This window comes from Pilosibacter fragilis (genome assembly GCF_032490495.1).
GTDB lineage: Bacteria > Bacillota > Clostridia > Lachnospirales > Lachnospiraceae > Pilosibacter > Pilosibacter fragilis.
This window is the reverse complement of the sequence record NZ_JAVYJB010000002.1, coordinates 1-20,886: the sequence shown is the minus strand read 5'-3', so window position 1 is coordinate 20,886 and position 20,886 is coordinate 1. Positions and strand designations below refer to the sequence as shown.

Genomic DNA, 20,886 nt, shown 5'->3' with positions numbered 1-20,886 from the left:
TTTCATAAAAAAAGTTTCCATAATTGGCACAGAAGAAAAAATAAGGAGGAACGGCGGGACTGGAAAATCCGGGAACCGCTATATAACTTATGGCAAGACATAATGAAGTAACGCTTTATGGCACCGTTATGGAATCTCCCAAACTCCTGTATAATACAAGCGACGTGCATGATCCGAACAGAAAACTTGTCCGTACCATTGGTATATTGTCTGTATTGCGCGGTATTAGGGATTTTGGAGCTGTGGACAAACGTATCCGTATCGACCTGCCAATTATTCTGAGTCAGAATGAAAAAATGATGAAGGCAATCAGCGCGTGGAAGACGGGAGATGTGATTTTGATGCGCGGTACCTTGGCTACTGTCAATTATACGCTGACCTTAAAGTGTCCACATTGTGGGGCACCGGAAGCCATACCAGCTACCATGACCTTTGTGAATCCAATTTACATGAAAAAAGAATGTGAATCATTAGCGCCGGAAGAATCCAATCGGGAAATGCGACGGAATGCTGAAATTTCAAACCGAGTAACCATTATCGGCAAAGTCTGCACTCCACCCACCTTGTTTATTACGGATAAAGGGCAGCGTATTGCAAACTATCAGTTGGATGTTATGAGAAAATACCGCATCAAGGAAGATCAAGAAACGAATAAACACGATTTCCCATTTGTAAAATCATATGGTGTAGTAGCAGATAATGATGTTTTGGCAATTCAGGAAGGTGGCATGGTGTTTGTGGATGGAGCGATTCAGACGAGGGAATACTTGAAAAATCATCAGTGCCCGACTTGCGGAGAGACATATCAGTATAAAGATACCGCAACCGAGATTGTGCCGTATTCAACGGAATATCTGACAGGATGTAAGACGATGGAAGAAATCGAAGAGATTAAGCAGCAGCGGGCGATCGAGGAAGGAAAACTGGCCAGAGCAGAAATTTTTGGAGAAGATGATAATCTTGATGCAGATGACGTGGACGTTGACGAATAAGATTTTGTTGACGCACGATACGCAATTTATAACCTCATGTACACATAAAAATCAGTTTTCATTTTGTGACTATTAACCAAAAACAAGTATCATTAATTATGCGTATTTTTCACTGTCATTGTCTGCAATGGTAAAGAAATGCATCCAAATGACTATTTGGATAAAATCAAGATTTTATATAGCGGAATTTTTGTTGAATTTCGCTGACCCGCCTTACGCGCGGGTCTGTATAGAAACTCTCGTCCAGCTCGCTCCCGCGCCTCATCCAGGGACCCGCCTTACGCGCGGGTCTGTATAGAAACATATATCAAACTATACCTTAAAGACCTTATGTATAGACCCACCTCATGCGTGGGTCTGTATAGAAACTGTACAGCGCAGAGGAGATTCAGGAAATTCTCGGACCCACCTTATGTGTGGATCTGTATAGAAACCATATCCGTCAATTATGAAAAACGAGGCGATACCGACCCGCTTTATGTGCGGGTCTGTATAGAAACGATATCTAAAATTGTATTATTTCCAAATCGACGACCCGCCTTATGCGCGGGTCTGTATAGAAACTAAAAACTAGAAACTAGAAACATAACACAAAAGAGGAGGGACTAGCCCTCCTCTTCGCATATGAGATACGTACGTTCATCGTTCCCACCATATGAACAGGTGATGAAAACGAATACATTATCAGATATAATATCCTTTCCGCATTTGGTCTTGATGAATTTATGTAATTCATCTGTGGTCTGGAAATTTGTCCGATAACTTCCATCCGCCGGACCTGCATAACATGCAATCGGTTTTAATTTGATTTCACGCTTGCCGGTCCAGAGTGTAATGTCCTGATGCTCCGCCATATACTTCGTGGAAGTAAATCGGGATACATCCTTAAACATTGTTCCGTTCTTCATATGATGTCCATAAACCACGTGAAGACCTTTGGCATTAATATCCTGTATACTATCAAGGTATATACTGCCAGCTGTATTTTTCTGACCGTTAATGTCACGGTGTAAAAAATACTCGTTATCGGATTTATTCTGACAAACTGGATAATCGATTTTTGTATTACCGATAGTTAACCATCCAATCACATTTTGATTAGATGCCATCAAGTCAGCCAATCCCGCTGGAGCTACATAAGACTCTTGCTTATTGTCAGCAACAGTTTCTACAACTTTTGTTTCAGTCGGTGCAACGGTTGTAGGTTGAACTTCCAGATCATGAATCTGGACTGTTTCGCGAATTTCTTCATAAGCCGCTTCATCAGCCATTTTTTTGGTATAAGCATTTACCCATACGGATCCACTGATGACGCAGACCAGTGCAAGTACAAGCATTGTTATTTTTTTCATTCCATTCATATGCTTCCTCCTGATTTCTTTTATGATTTTAGAAAATTATGGAAGCGGATGAAATCATTTTGAAAACTGTATATTTTTAAATATCCGCAGAATCACGAAAACAGTAAAATTCATGCGAACAAGATATACTAAAAAGAAGAATACATTGTCGATAGTCCATATTACGAAAGGAGACTGTCTCAGGCGAGCTATGAAACTGGAAGAACTTGGAATCGAAAAGAAACAGATAGAAATCCTGGAAAAGAAAAAAATCGTATCAGCGGAAGCACTCCTGCGACAGGAACCGCTGCATTATTGGAATTTTACTTCCCTGATGCCGCTAGACTTTACGGATCCGGATGTCGTAAGGCACATGACGCATCGCATGCCATTTGCCATAACCGGCATCTGCATCTCGTATACGGAAGAAACGCAGAGGCATGCCAATCTTGCAAAAATAAAAATAAAAGATGACCGTACGGGTAATATCCTGCATGTAAATGTTATGGGTGTGGAGGCATTTAAGTATACATACCTGGAAAACAGCGCAAAAAATCCCTGTGGACAAAATATTACTATCCCAAAGGAAATTAACAAGATCAGCCCCGTAGTCATGGAGGATATCAAGCAATCCTGCAAGAAGAAAATTGAAGAGATCAATGCATTGAATACGCCGTCGCTCAAAATGCTTGGAGGATTAAAAACTGGCGGCGTGGATGCGTGTTCCAAGGTGACTTTCGAAAACGCGAAGCGGATGCTGCCGGAAGAAACGATTACCTGGATCAAAGCAATTACACACGCAATGAAAGATTCTTCACAGGCCACATTACAATGCATCCGCTGGTATCTTCGCGGATTAAAGCTGGATCTGTGCATCCGTAAGGTGCAGTTAGACGAAATCCGGTTAGGAGAAGTGGTGTATAACAAACATCTGATTGTTGGAGGCTTTATCCAGTACAATGATCTTTATGGAAGCTATTCGGTTATGAACCCGCCGGTACTGTCGGATAATATTGCAATGTATCATCAGTTTTACGTGCAGTACAGCGCCATAAAAGGATGGTCCAACATGGATCATGCCAGCTTTGTCAACAGGGCTATCCGCGGAATCAGTGCATTTGATATTATACCGTCGGAATTATTACAGAAAGCGAAGCTGCCTTCATTTCAACAGGCGGCAATGTTCATGCACCATCCTTTAAACTGGAAACAATGTCAGATAGCCAGAAAACGGATGATTTTCGATGACTTGGTCTATTTGAACATGAAGTTGGAAGCAAATCGAACAAATATCAGCCAGCACAGTATCTCTGCAATGCCCACTGTACGAAAAATGCGGCAATACATTCAATCGAGGCCATATGCCTTGACAAATGGTCAATGGAATGCCATTCAGAGTATTTCAAAATCCATGGCTGACGGAGCTGCGGTAAATACACTGGTTCAGGGAGATGTGGGAACCGGAAAGACCTGCGTAGCTTTTGCGTTGCTCATCCAGGCTGCGGAAAACGGGTTCCAGGGTGCACTCGCTGCCCCGTACACAACCCTTGCCTGGCAGCATTACCGGGATCTGCAGCCAGAAGCGGAGAAACTTGGCATTCATATTGCATTTTTAACCAGCGAAACAAAAGCATCCGAAAAGAAAAAAATATGTGCAGCAGTCAAAAACGGCGACGTCAGCATTCTGGTTGGTACCCACAGTATTTTCGCGGATGCTGTGGAATACCAGAGCCTTGGCCTTGCGGTTATTGATGAAGAGCATAAATTTGGAGTCATGCACAGGGAGCACTTTCTTGAGAAAGGCGTTCAGAACTGCCATAAAATCACCATGTCGGCCACCCCCATTCCCAAATCTCTGGCCTCCACCATTTATGGAGAGCAAACCGGGATCCTCACAATTACGGATAAACCGGCAGAACGTTTAGCAGTGAAAACGACACTGACATGCAAAGACACAGAGGCTGCTGACTGCATTATCCAGGAAGTACGAAAAGGACACCAAGCATACATTGTATGCCCAGCGATTGATACCAACACAAAAAAGCAGGAAATTGTCTCCATCGAGGAGAAAGAAAAGATATACCGTTCGATTTTTGAACCGGCGGGAATTCATATGGAAATACTGACCGGAAAAATGAAGGCGGCCGGGAAAACTGCAGTGATGAGAGATTTTGCGGACGGTCTTATTGATGTGCTAATGGCAACCACCGTGATCGAGGTAGGAATGAATGTGCCGAACGCAACGGTAATTGCGATCACCGGCGCTGACCGGTTTGGATTCTCAACCTTACATCAGCTGCGCGGGCGAGTAGGACGTGGGAAAGACCAGTCATACTGTATTCTGCAGACGGAATCCCCGAATGACAAGCTGGCCTTTTTAACACAGACAAATGATGGATTCGAAATTGCTGAAAAGGATCTGGAACTGCGCGGTCCTGGAACTTTATTTGGTGACAGACAATCAGGAAACAACTACTTTATAGATCTGATGCTTGCATATCCAAATATGTTCCGCTGGATCCGTGAGGAAACAAGAAAATATTGCGGGACGCAGACTGGAAAAGATATTATCCGGCGTTATGAAGAACTGTTCCTGCCGGAAGAAAAACGGTGAGTATGTGCCTGGACACGCTTGTGCTGTGTGCAAATCATGAGCATTTTGTTTCCATAATTATAACAGAAAAAAATGATCTGCCAGTTCCATGCGGCAGGAACAGTCAGAAGGAGGACATGGAGATTTGAGTAAAGAACTTTTTTATGCACCACAAACCTATGCCTTGGCATTGGAGTGCGGACGTAAACTGATGGCGAATGAATCAGAAGAAGATAAACTGGTGCCGGTCATTCATCAGATGAACACGCGCATTTATAACAGCGCTTTCTGCGGTATTTTACGCACAGGCTACCCATTTACCATTGAAAAAGATGAAAACGGCAACCCGACATTCATCAAGATGGAAATCGATGGGATGCAGCATGCGTGTCCGTATACAAGCGTCTCAAATACACTGAGAGGAGAGTTTGCTGCTGTTTTGGAATGCGGCGGGTATCCGGAACTTGCGGCAACATCCCCAAAGAAAAAACAGACGAGCAAGCCGAATGAAACAAAAGTCGAACAGGCGACAAATACCGCGGCGCAGGCACTAACGGAAGATGGAGCAAGGAAAACCAAAGTAGAAGCAAACACCAAGAAACGAGATGCAAAAAGTGTCGGGATCCAGCCAACAAAACCGGTATCTGCCGTTCACGACATTCCTGTTAGCAGGGTAATCCCGACATTTGGTTCTGTACTCCCAGATATTCATGCAAATGTTCCTATACAGGAATCAATTCCGGAAGCAACAACGGCCACACCAAAGAAAGAAGCGGAAGAAAAAGTCACTAATACCGCAAAAACAGTTGTTGTACCGACTGCTGGACCGTTTGCAGAAACAATACCCTCTACTCCTCTGGAAGAAAAACCAGAGCTGGATCTCGATGCTATCGTAGCAACCATGGACAATTCTGCAGGAGGCACCTTTGCAAGTGGAAAGGTCCCGGAAAACAATAACGCTTCAGTGGCCTTATCACAGACAGAGCAAGATGCGGATGCACATGAGTTACCTGTAAATGCAAATCTGGATAGTAATACCCCGGATAAATCGAAAACCGTGGATGATTTATCTACACCGGCTCATACCTACGACGTGGAATCCAAGCAGGATGCCGCTATGCACGAAAGCGAGAATACGCCCGAAAATAAACCGGTCACTTCTTCAAAATTAACGATGGATCAGAATACACCAGATACCAGCGCACAGGAGAAAGACAGCACTTCGGAAATCCGTTCCTCGGAATTACATACTGAGGATATGACAGTCATCCAGGATGCTTCGGAGAAAACTGTGCCTGATGGTATGAAGAGTGAAAGCGACGTGCCAGAGGAAGCAAACGAAGACGCCGGTATGGATGATTACAGTGCTTTTGATGCACCGGTTCTTGATGATGAAGCCGAATCTACACATCAGGATATCAAAGTGACGCAGGAAAATGAGATGCCGGACAAAGATACAGAACAGAGTCAGACTGTTGCTGATCAAAGCAAGCGCACAGATGTTGAGGATCCAATGCCGTTCGAACCCAAAAAGAATGCGAATCCTATTCAGTATGAGGAAACAATGCAGAATACAAATGACGCTGCTTTGGAAAAGACAAAACCTAAACATGGCTTTATCGCCAGTCTGCTTGGCATCGGATCCAAAAATGCAAAAACAGAACCGGCTGAAAATGGATCTTTGCCGGAATTTCAGCCAAATACCAAAGAAAAGGCGGTGGCATCCAATGCAGAACCGAATGAGCAGACTCCAATGCAGAACATGACGGAGGCATTTGACAAAAAGGAAGAAAGGGCAGGGGAAGCCGAAACCGAAAAAACCGGGGAAGAAGTAAAGGATAAGGCAAACCATAATCATACAGTTGCGGATAAGGCACCAACACCCGCATCAACATCGGAGCCTGTGCAGAATAATACAGAACCTGCTAAACCGGACCACAGCCAGGATGGAGGAGCGTTATTTCAGCATGTCCATCAGGTTACGGTGAAACCGAAATTTGGTGACGCAGTTTTAAGCCAGGTTAAATTCATTATCTGGCCTACCCGCATCGTTGAAATGTATCCGGGAAGGACTTTTGCAGATCTTCTGATTTATGTCGTAGACAAAAACGGTGTGGAGCGTTCCTATTGCACGGAACGCGGTCAGGACATGATCACAATTACAACGTCAGACAATAAAGAATTCAATGTGTACGGCATCTGGGATAATGGTCATTTCACATCCTATGTGACACTGACAGGCAGAACCGAAAGCCAGAACCGCATGGAAGAAACGATTGAAAAGGCAGAGCCGGAACGCACGGACTCTGATGCGTTTCTTGATCAGTTCCGCCTGGAACGGAAGGGGCAGCCGGCGCATTTTATCGTGCCGTTCAAAGATCATAACTGCGGTGAACAGAATATCCCGATTACCGGATACGTGGAGCTGCGGGGCCGCAAGTACCCGCTTGAAAGACGAGAAGGCAATATGTTACGGTATCGCTACAATGCAAATGAAAAAGTAATCCGCGGACACTGGGAGAACGGATCTTTTAAATTTGGTCTGAGTGATGTAACTTTGATTGACTGGAGCAGGGAAGAAGAGGAGGAAGGCCGGCATTAATTGTTGATTGCTATTCCTGCCTTTAATAAGTCATTGCAGCCACAATAACAGGGAACCAACGCAAAATCTGGGACCCTGTTGTTTTTTGTTCACAAAAATTTCAGATTTTTTCAAAATACATGCAAAAACGATATCCGCAGAGAAAGCTGATTGGAAAATTTTGTCAGAACCGAATATAATATGCCCATACAAAGCAAACCGATAGGGTTCGACGTTCGGACCGTCAGGAGAATGAGATATGACCCACGATATTGAACAGATACGCAGTCTGATGAAATTTATTGAATGCACAGACTGTACCAAAGAATCATATGACGGAATCCTGACTCGCTGGATGAAAGAAACCGGGAACGCGGTGAGAGATCCAGATACCATAGACTATTATTTACAGCTGATTCCGCTGATTGAAAGGAGACTGCATGCATATGTTATCAGTATATGATGAAGCAAAATTAAAAGAAGAGGATGCGTATGATGATTCTGAATACCAGGCTTATGAAACCATGGACTATACATCCGAGGATGAAGAAACCAAGGAGCAGCAGGATGAGGAAAAAACTCGTGCACTTCGCAAAAGACTGATGAACCAGGAAGATGAGCTGTTTGACTTTTATAAAACAGACGCAAAAATCAAAAAAGGTATGGAATCTAAGGAATTTTATGCTCAGCTTGCAAAAACAGTCAGGGAAAAAACCGGCAATGAAAGAAAAGAGGCCATGGAATCTGCGTGCTTTTATATGAAAGGCCTGGTGCGTGATTTTATTTTCAAAAGATATATGACCTATATTGAACGCGATCCGGAGTACAAAGAAGATCTGGAGCATGAAGCCTATAAGGCTATCATGGAAAACCTTCCGCGGTACGATGCAACCAAAGGTGCTCCATCCACATTTTTTTATTATCATATCAAGTCTGCCCTGTCACATACAACAACGACAAATAAGCATCAAATGACGCAGGCTGATGCAGTATTAAAGAAAAAGATTCTTAAAATTCGTGCAGAATATGAGAAACTTGGAAAAAAGCCGACAGAAGCGGATTATATGTTGGAAACGGATGAGACGTTATCTCAGATCCGCAATGCATTACGCCAGCTTAATATGGATTTTAACACTCATCTGGAAGCAATCCCGCAGCACGAACAGTTGATAGCGGGAAACCCGGAAGTAAACACAGCATTCGAGACTCCGGAGCGAGCGACAATCAGCAAAATGATGCTTCAGGCAATCGTTGCACGCATGCATCAGCTTTTTACGGATGAAGAATGTGAAATTTATCTTCGCCATACTTTAGGAGAGGAAACAGTACCGACTATTGTAAGATCCTATCATGACAACAAAAGCGATGATTGCATACGTCGTATTATTGAAAAAATTGGCAATGACCTGAGCAGTGACCCAGTTATTCTTTCCTTACGTGGAGGTAAAGGTGCACCGGATCTTAATGTGATCCAGTTCGTTCCAATGGAAGGCACAAAACAGAATGTGGATACACTTGCAGCATTACCATTATAATGTTTGTCAACATAGACCTTCTCCGATCCTCTGGAGGAGGTCTTTTTGTCTAAAAAATACAGAAAAAACACCATAATTGTAATACAAAGAAAAAAGGAGGCCATTATATTGGGAAGAAAACTTTATATTCTCGACACAAATGTGTTGATCAGCGATCCGAATGCCATTCATGCTTTTGACGATAATATTGTGTTAATTCCGACACAGGTTTTAGAAGAATTGGATAATCACAAGAATGACTCCGGGGATCGCGGGTATAACGTCCGCCGGGCAATCCGTAATCTGAATGCTCTGAAAACAAAAGGGAAACTGAATGACGGCGTCCCTGCCGGTAACGGAGGAAAGCTCTTTATCCGCAATATCAAGCCGGATCTTAAAAAGGAAGATTATGGGTTATCCGTACAGAAAACGGATAATGAAATTTTACTGGCAATCGCGGCGCTGAAGTCGAATCCGATGTGTTTGGGAGAAACAGTAAATAAAACTGTTCTTGTATCCAATGATCTCTGCATGGCTGTAAAAGCAGATCTGCTCGGCGTGGAAGTACAGGTATATACTCACGAAGCGGTAGATGCAAAAGATTTGGAATACACTGGCCGTGCAGATGTCACGGTTTCAGATGAGCTGTTTAGCGCACTGTGTAAAAACGGTTCGCTGACGCCCGAAGAAACAGCTGTATTTGAAAAAAGACATGGAGAAAAAATACATAAATGTGAATTTTTCTTAGTCCGTCATGAGGTGACCGGAGGGACGAAACTCGCCAAAGAGAAAAACGGCGTGATTGCATGTCTGGAATATGAAAATAGCCAGCCATTTGGTATTACTCCACGCAATGTTGGTCAAAGATTCTGTATTGAAGCATTGATGGCACCTGCCAATGAAATCCCGCTTGTAGTAATCCATGGAGATGCCGGTACAGCCAAAACTTTCCTGACTCTGGCATGTGCGCTGCAGCAGACATATGTGGAGCATACGTATCGAGAAATTACCGTGACAAGAGCGAATGTGGAATTTGATCATGCGATTGGAGCCCTGCCAGGGGATGAGACGGAAAAAGTCGGCCCGTTGCTGCGTGGCTGCATGGACAATCTGGAAACCCTGGTAGATCCGGCATATGTCAGTGGAAAAACAAAGGATGGGTCAGAAACAGATGTCAGCGATAAAGTCATGGAATTATTTGAACGAGGATGTCTGTCCGCCGAAGCCCTGAGTTTCCTGCGTGGCCGGTCTTTAAAACGTAAAATTCTGTTTGTGGATGAAGCACAAAATACCACGGTATCGCAGATGAAGGGAATCCTGACCCGTGCAGGAGAGGATTGTAAAATCATCGTTGCCGGTTGCCTGGATCAGATTGACACGCCGCACCTCACGAAACGGACAAACGGCTTGGCCTATGCCCTGAAGCTGCTTGGAGGTAAATCCGGTTCGTGTGCTGTTTGTACGTTTCTTGAAAATGAAATTACCCGTTCCAAGCTGGCAGCTGAAGTAGCTGTGGCCATGAGAAATCAGAAACAGGAAGGTGTTACGGCGCCGCTTACGTACAGCGCTTTGGATACATCAACTGATGAAGTACGACACATGCAGGATGTGATGATTTCACAGCTGGATTTACGTCCCAATACAGAAAAAGTGCTGATGCAATTCCTTCTTAGCGAAAATCTGCCATTAACAGCATGGAGCGTGGCGCATTCCTATGGATCCAATCTGTTCGATCCATTTAATGAAGACCGTGGGCTTGTGAAGGAAATTGTTGATGAGATGGAAAGAACATTCGGGCAATCAATCTCTGCGTTGCATGAGCTTGCCTTGGATCCTCCGGAACGTAGAAGCAACGAGGACGAGATACATCTTGCGGAAATTTTAAAAGCAACGCCATTGAAAGACCTCGGCTTGTCAGTACGCCCATACAATGTACTGAAACGCGCTTTTTATTCCCGTAATTTACCGTTAACTGCATATAGCATCGCTACTTTTTCGGCTACGGATCTTCGCTGTATCCGGAATATGGGCACCCACGGACTGCGTGAAATCATGGAAATGATGTGGGAGAAATTCCGAATTAACCTGAATGAACTTCCAATCTTTTCAAGAGATCTGTTGGCACACGGCAGATCTCTTTCCATACAACATCAAATCCCATAATTTTCATGAAATAATCATAAGGCATAGATTCATGAAAAGGAGTGAAAACAATGGATATCAGAAAATTGTGTATGGAAGCAGACACGGAAGTTGTTGCGGATTATATCCAGATGGATACGAGGCGAAAAGGTAAATATACGTATATTTTATGCCCCGGACATGAAAAACGGCTTGGGCATCCGGATATGAATATCGGAAACTGTGTTTTGAAAGAAAATGGATATTACTGCTGGGCTTGCGGTACATTTGTGTCAACGCATGATATGGTCATGGAATATACGGGATGTAGTTCTGATGAGGCATATACGATTATGGCAGAAGCTATGGGAGGCGTTGATTTATTCGGTGGCTCCGAAGCCTCATCTTCATTGGATATGCCAAAGTGCAGACTGACTCAGGAGGAAGCAAATATTATTGGATTATATTCCAAATACACGGTGACTTTAAGAACATCATCCGGTCAGAATATTCAGGATGGTTTATATGTTCTGTACCGCCAGAATCCGGCAGCTTATTATGGCATGATCACCAAACAGGCCGCCGCCAGTAAAAAGCGGTATGAGTACTGTCTCGAACATTATGCATCGGCCACGGCGGACTTGGCATACAAGCTTTATGATCTGCTTGGCAGTAGTTTCGATCATTCTGTCTATAAGAAATTGGAGCGCGAACTGAAAGACCGTATCGAAACCTGCGATCGTATTTCCAGGATTTTCTCAGCATCCGCTGTAAAAAACGTGCACAGAACCACATAATCATTTTTCTGCATTCATGCAAAAGCTGTCCGTATGGGCAGCTTTTTTGAGGGGCTTATCGGAACCTTTTCCCTTCCATAATTTTTATAGTTCTATCAATAGAGACATTGAGAAAGAAGGAAGAGAATGAAGAAAAAATTTAGTTGGGATGCATTCAAAAAGAAAACAATCATGGTCAGATGTACTGGTACTGATGTGATTCGGAATTTTATGGCGCAGGCAGAATATAACGGTGTCATGACATCCGCCATTCAACATCAACTGGAAATTGGCAAGCAGGAAGTATTGCTTTGTTGCAAAATTCTGGATGGCGTTGTATACGTAGCCGAACCAACACCGATGTTCACCACAGAAGACGCTCCGTGGCTAATCGACTGGGCCAAAGATGTGATGAATCAGGCAGACGAAAGTCCAATCGTTGTGAAGCATAAATGCGTTGAATCCCCATTTTTAGGAAAGACAGCAACATTAAATCAGGACAATAAACCCAACGTGCAGCAAACAGATTCAAAAGACAGCAGTGCGAATGAAGCGTGGGATCTGATGCGTCACATTTACCTGATGCAGCCAGAAGAAATTATAGCTGTATTTGGCGTACCGTACAATCTTGTATTGGCAATGGAATATGCCGAAGTCAAAAAAAGATACGAAGAATGGCACAAATTGCAAAGAAAAGATATTGTGCGAACAATACCAAATAACAGGGTTGGTATCATCATTGGTGAACCGATAACAGGTGAACCAGAATTACGATATCTGGTATTATTTGGTGATTACAGCACCGGGATCTTTTACGGTCATGACTTGCGAAAGCAAGGAACCAAGGCTAAAGATTTCTGATATTCCTAAACACTCTCCATTTTGGGGAGTGTTTTTTCTTGTAAAACATCGCCGTATTGTCATCCATAATTGCTCTGAAACAATATCAGACATTGAGGAAGGAGAAAGAATCATGAGAACAGTGGGTGGACAGAAAACTCTGTATACAGAGTGCCAGAACAAAGTTGCACGATTACAAAATGTATTGGAGGCCGTCCTGGTCAATAGGCTTCCAGTCAGTCAAGCATGCAAAAGAGAAAACATCAATTACCTGTGGTTTATGCGTTTTGTCAAGCAGAATATTGATGCTGTGACAAACCTAGAAAAAGACCGCGTAACCGTTACGCAGAAAGACTGGGAAACCTGGAGAGAGGATTTTTTGCGTGATCTGACTAGAAAGGAAACTGTGGTGCCGGCAGATTTTGACGAGGTATATGCGCAGATTATCATGGAACTTGATGATGTGGAGCGGGAGGTTTTGCAGTTGCGCTATCAGGAAGGTTTGTCGCTGAGAGAAATTGCAGAACACAAGCATTTGTCTTCCGAACGCATCCGTCAGATCCTTGCTAAAACCATGTGTAAACTTCGGCATCCGCGATACCGCTGGCAGCTGTGCCTTGGAACAGGATATAATCAGGCCTTGGAAAAACTGCATTCCGCCCAGGCAGAATACGATCGAGCAGTGGCATCAAAGGAACTGGAAGTGCAGGATCTGCTCAATGAAAAAATCAAGGAGTTATCGAAAGAGGCAGAAGGCATCCGGGCTGAAACAGAATGCGTGTTGGTTGATACCAAGAAACTGCGTGAAAATCCTGGTAATACCAATTTGTACGAAGCACTGGCTGAAAAGCGCCGTAAAACAACATTGGAAGAGCTTGGTTTATCGGTGAGGCCATATAATGCGCTCTACAGGTATTTTGCCTGCAACCATCTTGAGAAAAATGCAGAGAGCGTAGCTTCTTTGCATGGGCGCCTTGATTTGGTTCGAGGCATTGGAAGAAACAGCGAAAAAGAAATCGTTGCTGTGATGAAACAATTTGGCATCAATATGGCAGAATAGAAACTTTCGTAAATGGACGATACAAATTTCGCAGATAAGGACTTGTCCGGAAAGGAACAATATGGCAAATCGAAGCGTAACGAGATCAAATGATTTCCGTGTAACAAACGAAGAAAAATACAAAGAACTTATCAGTGGCCTATATTCAGATGATCAGGAAATTAAGTTCTGGGCAAAAACGGGTGATGGCGGTTATATCCGTCATGGGTTTGGTGCTTTCAGAAAAATCAAATATGCAGAACAAATGACAGTAAAAGAGTACATCCTGGACTACGACCTGGAAAAGAGAAATGAAGATCTGACAGTCTGGTATTATGTTTGGAAAACGTGGCCAGAGAAGAGCACAAAGGACATTGTTTTCTCTCATCCGGAATGGTATATCGACTGCATTGATTTCAACGGAAAGACAGTGACTGTTTATGTCAAAACAGAAACGGATGATGCCGATCCGGTTGAAAGAGATATGGCAGATTTCTATGAAAAGCTTCAGAAGATTCTTCCGGAAAACGAAGTTTTTGTTCTGACAGAAATCAGCCACGATCTGCTGGAATATGTAACCGGCACTATTACGGTGGTAACGCCGGATGCTATAAAAACATCGTCCATGCATGATATGGCTTTGCAGCTGGCGGGGAGGCAGATGAATTACCCTGAGCCACCATTAGGAAGTTTGCAGCTTGAGAAGATACCGTCGAATACTCGTGACTTCAGTCATAAGTAAAACGCTGCAAATGTCGACAACCGGCATGTTTTTACCATAATGACCATAGAAAGGAAAACACTGCATGAGATACAAAAGCGGGGATTTATGCGTCATTCACAGTAAAACATCTTCCCATAATGGAAAAGTCGTGGAAGTGGTTAACTACACAAAGGGAAAATGTAAAGATATATTGTTAGTAAAAATACGATCTCATAAATTCTACATCAAGGAAGATTCTTTAAGAATTGCTTCGAGATACGATATTATCCGGAATTTATCGGACAAACAGTTAAAAAGATTGTTAAACTAACAATGCAATTATTGGGTATGAACCCAATGCAGAATGGCACTTGATCGCAGGCCATGACACAGTTAAAAGATTCATCTCAAGATCTCTTCGAGCTATCGGAGAGATCTTTTTTTGTGGATGAGAATGCAATCACAAATCCAGAGGGAGAGATAATTGTACCATTGAAATTTCATTATCTTCCGTTCGAACAGTTCTGGTCTCGACTCGATTCTTGATTTTTTCAACAGCGTGTTCGTATTCAGATTTTGCGCATTGAAAAATCTTTTCTCTGCCGTTCTGTAAGGAATTCTGATACCAGAATAAAAGGAAACATTCATCCGGAGAGAGAAGTTTGGTCAACGGCTCACCAGCTTCGTCTGGACGAATAGCAGATAAAACAGCATTTTCCGAAGCTGTTTCAAAAATCGCGTGGATGGTCGTGCCCAAGGCCGAGGCAATGGATTGCATATGGCTTTGCTTAATATGCTTAACCTTATTTTCAATAATACGGCTCAAGGTAGACGGCGCAATGCCTGTAAGTTTAGATAATGTATTTTTATTTACCCCGCGGGCTTCCATTAGTGCCAGTAATCGTTCGTTTTTCATGTAAATTCCTCCGTTAATAACAAAATCCATTGTATCGAATACGGATTGAAAATGCAACGTGTTTAGAACCATTTTCCACCAGTTTCTTGCCATAATTACGAAAAGAAAAGGAGGGATTTGATGCAGAAACACACTATCGCAGTAATTATTCCATGCCTGGATGAGGAATTGACCATTGCGTCCGTGATCCAGGATTATCACAAAGCACTTCCGGAAGCGGAAATCTATGTTTATGACAACGATTCAACAGATCATACAGCACAACAAGCCGTGAAGGCCGGAGCAAAAATCCGTTTTTGTACAATACCAGGAAAAGGGGCCGTGCTTAGACAAGCTTTTCATGAGGTCAACGCAGATATTTATGTTCTGACGGATGGAGATGGCACTTATCCGCCGACCATGGTGCGGGAGATGATCCGCTTGTATATGGAAAATCCAAAGTCCATTGTGATTGGAAAGAGAAAGAATGCAAAAAAACACGCAGTCATGTCATGCTCTCACGCCATAGGCAATCGTTTTCTCAGTGTCATGTTTCATGTGTTGTATGGGTTCGAAAACATTGATGTCCTAAGCGGTAGTCGGATCATGGGACGTGATTTTGTAAAAAGTTTCCCGGCATTGTATGACGGGTTTGAAACAGAAACTGAGATGGCGCTTCATGCCTGGATGCAACATTTTGACATACAGTCCTTGGATGTACCATATCTTGATCGCCCACATGGAAGTCAGTCCAAAATCCACACAGTGCGTGATGGTATTCAGATTGTCAAACTGGCACTGGCAGGCAGAAAGGGGACGGTATGTTAGTGCGAAAAATTTTATCTTCACACTGCCTTTTTTGGCTTATTCCCGTTATTCTGGTTTTGCCATTTATTCTACGTATCAACACAGATAGTTATTATATGATAGCAACAGGGAAATATATCATAGAACACGGGATACCGGAAACCAATCCATTTCTTGTTATGGATGGAATGGATATCGCCATTCAGAATTGGCTTTATTGCGTACTGCATTATTATTGCAGTCGCGACATTGGCTTGATAGGAGCGCAGCTGCTTAGCGTTGTACAGTATATTCTTTTCAGTTATATCTGTTTTCGGCTGTTGCATGCCCTTGGACATACGGATATGGAATCCGGAGCATTTACATGCTTGTCCGATATCTGCATGGCGCATGTTATGAAATCGGCACGCCCAGCACTTCTGACATTTATTTGGCTTCTTTTGATCATATATGGGCTGGAACAGTATCGGAACAACGACTCGAAAATGATTCTGGCAGTTTTGCCGGCGGCATCAATTTTTACCGCAAACGTTCAGTCCTCCAACCTGATGTTTTTATTTTGCCCGATCATTGCATTTATGGCCGCATGGGCAGCAAACAGATTCAAAAAGAGGAGCACGAATACATATATATCGTCACTAGGGATAAGCACGGCAGCCGCCGGCTTACTGGCTTTCGTAAACCCATATCAAGCTGCAAACGTATTTTACCTGTTTCAATCACTTGGGCATGTGGAGGCGCCGGAACTCCAGCCTCTTTCCTTGGAAACATGGGACGCCCCATTCATTGTATTGGGGTTGGTGACTGTATTCATCATTTTTTTAATCATGTGCATTTCGCCTGAAATAGATTATTACCGACTATTTCTTTTGATGGGATTTGGTTTTTTGGCTTTTACATGCAAGCGAAATATTATCTTCCTGATACCGGCCATGATGCTGGTCTGGAACGAAGTCTGTAGAGCGGTGGCATGGATTGCAAGTCGGATTAAAGATAAATGGACACAGAGCATTCCAAGGATACAGAAGATGCATCAGTTGGCAAAACTTGTCTTAATTCTTACAATGGTGTTCCTGGGATTTTTCTGGGAAATAAAACTGACTGAAAACATATTTTTAACTGGAGATATTCGCAAACAGGTCTATGCCATGAAAGATGACGGAGATTTACTACAGTATTTTGACAATCATGGCATTGATTTGGATGGAACAACAATATGGCCCGGAAATCCCGCTCTTGAAATGTTCGGGGCAAAAGTCCTTTTGGAACCACGTCTGGAAATCTCAGACAGCGCTATCAACCATCATGCAGATTTATATACAGAATTCAAGCAGGTAATTGGATCATACCGGCAGGAGCAGATTGATGATTACTTCAGCCGTTATCAATTCGATTATTTTATAGTGGATAAAGGCAGTAAAATGGATCTTTATTTTCAGACACATTCTTCTTATCAAACATGCATGGAAACAGATGAAATTATATTATATCGCAATGCCGAATGACCAGAAATACCATGATCGGCACAGCGCAAACCAATTTTTCAGGCTTTCTTCCCATAATTTGCACAACAAACAAAGGGAAGGAGAAGGGTGTGGCCATCTCTGGCCATACCCATACAAAGTATGCAATTCATAGATCAAAAAAAATCCCCAAACTATTATGACATCATTACATTCATTTATATTTTTGAACTGGTATGCGGATTGCCCGTGATGACCGGACGGCATTGGAACACGTTCTCAGGATTCCCATTTTATTTCACAGACAGGTATTTTCACGTTCTTGGAGACCGCGTGAGTTATTTCCAGAACCTGACAAAGATGTATTTCATCACCATGTCATTCTTATACGTTATCCAGTCTTGCCGGCGACATCAATATGAAATTCGCGTCCCAGCAGGTAGGATGAATAAACAACCGTGGCGAGATCGGATATTGCCGGATCTGTTTTTGTGTGTATTTCTAGTAAGCACGATGATTCCTCTGCTGTTTTCTGGTAATGCAAAAATGATTTGGACTGGGGCAGGCGGAAGATACCAGGGATTAAAAATGTGGCTTTTTTATGCAGCTGCGTATCTGATGATCAGACATACCGTCAGCGAGAAATCTATCCGACTATGCATATGTTTCATGCTTTTGGGTGGTGGAATCTCGGCAGTCTGGGGAATTGCAGATTTTGCCGGGATAGATCCAATGGGGTGGATCGCAGCGATAAAAGAAAGCCAGCGCGGCATGTTTGTTTCTTCCTATGGCAATATCAATACATATACCGCTGCCATGACACTGTTTATGGCTATTGCCGGCGTCCTTTCCGTTCAAAACAGAACTGCGGATAAGGATTATAAAAGAATTTTCAAACTTGTGTACCGAACGCTGTTTTTTTTATTCTGTATCGCCATGATCACCGGACTTTCAGACAATGCCGCAATCGGTATTCTTGCTTTCTTTGCAATTACAGCATTCATCTGCCGGGATATTACGGAAATTCTCGCTTTGTTTAGACTGGTACAAATCCTCCTTCTGGCAGGAGCAACACTGTTTTGCTATGTCAATCTTTTCAGTGGCCCGGTTTCCCCGTATATCAATATTCAATCAGGAATCCTTCTGGCTTTAGCATTAAAAAAGGAAATATTCCAATGTTGCATTTGCATCATTGTATGGCTTGAAATGGTCCGTCAGATTTTGCATCGCATGAGAACGCAAGAAAAGCGGGTTCTGCGCTTATGGCGAGGATTACTCATAGGTACCACCATTTGCTGTGGACTATGTGTAATTGAGATCCTGATCCTGGCTAATACCGGACACGTGGCATCAGAAGCAATACAGAAATACACACGATTTAACGACCAGTGGGGAACATGGAGGGGATTTGTGTGGAGAATAGCCGCAGAAGAATATGCCAACCTTCCAATATGGCAAAAACTATTTGGAACCGGTCTGGAAACATTCGGAATCGTGATGAAGAGCACACGATACGATGAAATGCTTTCGGTAGCAGGCCAAGTATTCGATTCCCCGCACAATGAAATCCTACAGTATTTGTTTACATCCGGCATGATAGGGTGTTTCAGCTTGTACGCATGGTATATCCTCACCTGCATTTATGCCATACGCAGTCAGGACAAATCAGCGGTCTGCGCTGTAGCGGTTTTAGTATATATCTGTGTTTCTTTCGTGAATATTTCCGTTCCAATGACCCAAGTGTACATTATCGTGTTGGTGGCACTCATGGGACAGAAGAGTGCAAGACCAATATCTGACTTAAAAGTTCCATAATTCTCTCAGCAAAAAAACAGGAAGGAGAATATGTGTGGAAATTATCATCAAAAAGAAAACCTGCAGACCAAGCGAATCGTTGTCCATTCTCGCTCTTGCCACAAGAGGAAGCAGCGTTTTTACTGGCATGGAAAAATTTTTAGAACATGAATTTCATTGACCCGTCTTACGTGTGGGTCTGTATAGAAACAAGTATTAGGAAGGAGATATTTTCATGAAAAAAGCGATTCAGACATTTAGCACTATTGTTACAGCGGTCACTTTCTTATGTATTGTGATTGCTGCAATTTTCATCTTGCCAAAAGCGGCTGGTTTTACTCCATATATCGTAGAGTCTGGTTCAATGGAGCCTACGATTCATACGGGCGCTATCGCATTTATTAATACAAAAGACCGAGATGTTGCAGTGGGCGATGTTGTTACATACCGCATTGGAACAGAAGAAAAAAACAAACTGGTTACGCACAGAATCATTCGCGAAGACGGTGGAGTTTTCATCACAAAAGGAGATGCCAATGATGTTGAAGATATGAGCTCGGTTTCCCAGGAACAGATTGTTGGAACCTATGCATATTCTATTCCAAAGGTTGGATTTGTCATGGCAAAACTTGGGCACAAACAGTTGGGTGTTATTGCAGCATGGATCATACTTTTAAATCTTTGTTCTCTGATAATGACCCGTTATATCGAGAATGACGATGATGGAAGCGAAGATGCAAATGAGAGCAACAGCAAAGTAGAAACATCTGAACACGAACAGTGACGCACGCAGAGCCCTTAATGGGCTCTGTTTTTTTGTATAACTAGAAGATCGGCATCACACATAAACGGCCATATGATCCATATGTTATAACTCGCGCTGCGCCAAAGAATCGTTAATAGAGAATCCAGTTGCTAATACTTATTTAGCATTTTGAATTTGCTAGTAAGTTAATGTTCTTTATATAACAAAATCTATTTCGGTCACAATGTGGGAACGAAGCATTTTTCTTTTACAAAAAATTAAGAGTTCTATAAGTAAAACATGGTACATTCTTTACTTTCGGTATAACGTCCTCATTCCCATTTCCTAAATGCTACTCTTACCACGCTATCACCTCTTGTCAACACAGTGATTGAGTCATTCCATACAGCTGCACCTTGTCATATCGTCATCCATACGAAACCCAATCAGCGACGCACACGCCATCGCAGCCCACAGAATCATCCAGCATCGCAATATCCGCAACATCAGCATTCGCACTGTACCGTAAAACAAGATAGCGTCCTCCCCGCATTCAAAAAGAAAAACTAAAAAATAGAAAAGAAGATATGTTACAGACATTCACCCTATCACGGATACCGATATCTGTGGCAAGCAAAGACTATCACGGAAGCTGATAACTGCGGATATGGTTATTATCACGA

The 20,886-nt window shown here is 42.9% G+C and carries 17 protein-coding genes; 15 read left to right on the top strand and 2 right to left on the bottom strand.

Going from position 1 to position 20,886, the window contains the following annotated elements; genetic code table 11:
- Window positions 1-89: 89 nt before the first annotated feature.
- On the top strand, window positions 90-992 hold the full coding sequence (locus ABCW45_RS01450) for a single-stranded DNA-binding protein (RefSeq protein ID WP_215630857.1): 903 nt from the start codon (window positions 90-92) through the stop codon (window positions 990-992).
- 605 nt (window positions 993-1,597) lie between these two features.
- Here ABCW45_RS01450 and ABCW45_RS01445 read toward each other — a convergent pair.
- Complete coding sequence (locus tag ABCW45_RS01445) at window positions 1,598-2,353, bottom strand: class B sortase (protein WP_343220092.1); 756 nt, start codon at window positions 2,351-2,353, stop codon at window positions 1,598-1,600.
- A gap of 190 nt (window positions 2,354-2,543) precedes the next feature.
- Between ABCW45_RS01445 and ABCW45_RS01440 the strand changes: the two genes are divergently transcribed.
- The 9 genes from ABCW45_RS01440 (at window position 2,544) to ABCW45_RS01400 (ending at window position 14,538) form a co-directional block, all read left to right on the top strand.
- Window positions 2,544-4,946 (top strand): DEAD/DEAH box helicase, encoded by a 2,403-nt coding sequence (locus ABCW45_RS01440; RefSeq protein ID WP_343220091.1) that lies wholly within the window; start codon window positions 2,544-2,546, stop codon window positions 4,944-4,946.
- 124 nt (window positions 4,947-5,070) lie between these two features.
- On the top strand, window positions 5,071-7,527 hold the full coding sequence (locus ABCW45_RS01435; RefSeq protein WP_343220090.1) for a hypothetical protein: 2,457 nt from the start codon (window positions 5,071-5,073) through the stop codon (window positions 7,525-7,527).
- Between the two features lie 238 nt (window positions 7,528-7,765).
- The gene (locus tag ABCW45_RS01430) at window positions 7,766-7,969 is read left to right on the top strand and encodes a hypothetical protein (protein ID WP_343220089.1); all 204 of its coding nucleotides are present in this window, start codon (window positions 7,766-7,768) and stop codon (window positions 7,967-7,969) included.
- Entirely contained in the window at window positions 7,953-9,041 is a 1,089-nt protein-coding gene (locus ABCW45_RS01425; protein ID WP_343220088.1) for a sigma-70 family RNA polymerase sigma factor, read from the top strand. Before ABCW45_RS01430 ends, ABCW45_RS01425 begins: the two co-directional genes overlap by 17 nt.
- Before the next feature lie 108 nt (window positions 9,042-9,149).
- Window positions 9,150-11,183, top strand: coding sequence for a PhoH family protein (locus ABCW45_RS01420; protein ID WP_343220087.1), 2,034 nt, complete (start codon window positions 9,150-9,152; stop codon window positions 11,181-11,183).
- A gap of 50 nt (window positions 11,184-11,233) precedes the next feature.
- The gene (locus ABCW45_RS01415) at window positions 11,234-11,938 is read left to right on the top strand and encodes a hypothetical protein (protein ID WP_215630579.1); all 705 of its coding nucleotides are present in this window, start codon (window positions 11,234-11,236) and stop codon (window positions 11,936-11,938) included.
- 126 nt (window positions 11,939-12,064) lie between these two features.
- Window positions 12,065-12,778, top strand: a complete 714-nt coding sequence (locus tag ABCW45_RS01410; protein ID WP_343220086.1) for a hypothetical protein — start codon at window positions 12,065-12,067, stop codon at window positions 12,776-12,778.
- A gap of 112 nt (window positions 12,779-12,890) precedes the next feature.
- On the top strand, window positions 12,891-13,817 hold the full coding sequence (locus tag ABCW45_RS01405; RefSeq protein WP_343220085.1) for a sigma-70 family RNA polymerase sigma factor: 927 nt from the start codon (window positions 12,891-12,893) through the stop codon (window positions 13,815-13,817).
- Window positions 13,818-13,878: 61 nt separating this feature from the next.
- Window positions 13,879-14,538, top strand: a complete 660-nt coding sequence (locus ABCW45_RS01400) for a hypothetical protein (RefSeq protein ID WP_343220084.1) — start codon at window positions 13,879-13,881, stop codon at window positions 14,536-14,538.
- A gap of 421 nt (window positions 14,539-14,959) precedes the next feature.
- On the opposite strand, the gene ABCW45_RS01395 is transcribed toward ABCW45_RS01400, so the two are convergent.
- Entirely contained in the window at window positions 14,960-15,415 is a 456-nt protein-coding gene (locus ABCW45_RS01395) for a helix-turn-helix domain-containing protein (protein WP_215630573.1), read from the bottom strand.
- A gap of 120 nt (window positions 15,416-15,535) precedes the next feature.
- Between ABCW45_RS01395 and ABCW45_RS01390 the strand changes: the two genes are divergently transcribed.
- The 5 genes from ABCW45_RS01390 (at window position 15,536) to ABCW45_RS01370 (ending at window position 20,242) form a co-directional block, all read left to right on the top strand.
- Window positions 15,536-16,222, top strand: coding sequence for a glycosyltransferase (locus ABCW45_RS01390; RefSeq protein ID WP_343220176.1), 687 nt, complete (start codon window positions 15,536-15,538; stop codon window positions 16,220-16,222).
- A complete protein-coding gene (locus tag ABCW45_RS01385; RefSeq protein ID WP_343220083.1) occupies window positions 16,216-17,706 on the top strand; it encodes a hypothetical protein in 1,491 nt (496 codons plus the stop codon). The genes ABCW45_RS01390 and ABCW45_RS01385 overlap by 7 nt, the downstream gene beginning before the upstream one ends.
- 402 nt (window positions 17,707-18,108) lie before the next feature.
- Window positions 18,109-19,479, top strand: coding sequence for an O-antigen ligase family protein (locus tag ABCW45_RS01380; protein ID WP_343220082.1), 1,371 nt, complete (start codon window positions 18,109-18,111; stop codon window positions 19,477-19,479).
- A 34-nt stretch (window positions 19,480-19,513) separates the two neighbouring features.
- Window positions 19,514-19,639, top strand: coding sequence for a hypothetical protein (locus ABCW45_RS01375; RefSeq protein ID WP_343220081.1), 126 nt, complete (start codon window positions 19,514-19,516; stop codon window positions 19,637-19,639).
- Between the two features lie 54 nt (window positions 19,640-19,693).
- On the top strand, window positions 19,694-20,242 hold the full coding sequence (locus ABCW45_RS01370) for a signal peptidase I (protein WP_215630569.1): 549 nt from the start codon (window positions 19,694-19,696) through the stop codon (window positions 20,240-20,242).
- Window positions 20,243-20,886 lie beyond the last annotated feature (644 nt).

Bases quoted from the DNA above. Each gene is read 5' to 3' on its own strand.
- ABCW45_RS01445 (WP_343220092.1), bottom strand. From the start codon at position 2,353: ATGAATGGAATGAAAAAAATAACAATGCTTGTACTTGCACTGGTCTGC.
- ABCW45_RS01395 (WP_215630573.1), bottom strand. From the start codon at position 15,415: ATGAAAAACGAACGATTACTGGCACTAATGGAAGCCCGCGGGGTAAAT.
- ABCW45_RS01450 (WP_215630857.1), top strand. From the start codon at position 90: ATGGCAAGACATAATGAAGTAACGCTTTATGGCACCGTTATGGAATCT.
- ABCW45_RS01415 (WP_215630579.1), top strand. From the start codon at position 11,234: ATGGATATCAGAAAATTGTGTATGGAAGCAGACACGGAAGTTGTTGCG.
- ABCW45_RS01385 (WP_343220083.1), top strand. From the start codon at position 16,216: ATGTTAGTGCGAAAAATTTTATCTTCACACTGCCTTTTTTGGCTTATT.
- ABCW45_RS01380 (WP_343220082.1), top strand. From the start codon at position 18,109: ATGAATAAACAACCGTGGCGAGATCGGATATTGCCGGATCTGTTTTTG.
- ABCW45_RS01370 (WP_215630569.1), top strand. From the start codon at position 19,694: ATGAAAAAAGCGATTCAGACATTTAGCACTATTGTTACAGCGGTCACT.
- ABCW45_RS01410 (WP_343220086.1), top strand. From the start codon at position 12,065: ATGAAGAAAAAATTTAGTTGGGATGCATTCAAAAAGAAAACAATCATG.
- ABCW45_RS01390 (WP_343220176.1), top strand. From the start codon at position 15,536: ATGCAGAAACACACTATCGCAGTAATTATTCCATGCCTGGATGAGGAA.
- ABCW45_RS01400 (WP_343220084.1), top strand. From the start codon at position 13,879: ATGGCAAATCGAAGCGTAACGAGATCAAATGATTTCCGTGTAACAAAC.
- ABCW45_RS01430 (WP_343220089.1), top strand. From the start codon at position 7,766: ATGACCCACGATATTGAACAGATACGCAGTCTGATGAAATTTATTGAA.
- ABCW45_RS01405 (WP_343220085.1), top strand. From the start codon at position 12,891: ATGAGAACAGTGGGTGGACAGAAAACTCTGTATACAGAGTGCCAGAAC.
- ABCW45_RS01425 (WP_343220088.1), top strand. From the start codon at position 7,953: ATGTTATCAGTATATGATGAAGCAAAATTAAAAGAAGAGGATGCGTAT.
- ABCW45_RS01440 (WP_343220091.1), top strand. From the start codon at position 2,544: ATGAAACTGGAAGAACTTGGAATCGAAAAGAAACAGATAGAAATCCTG.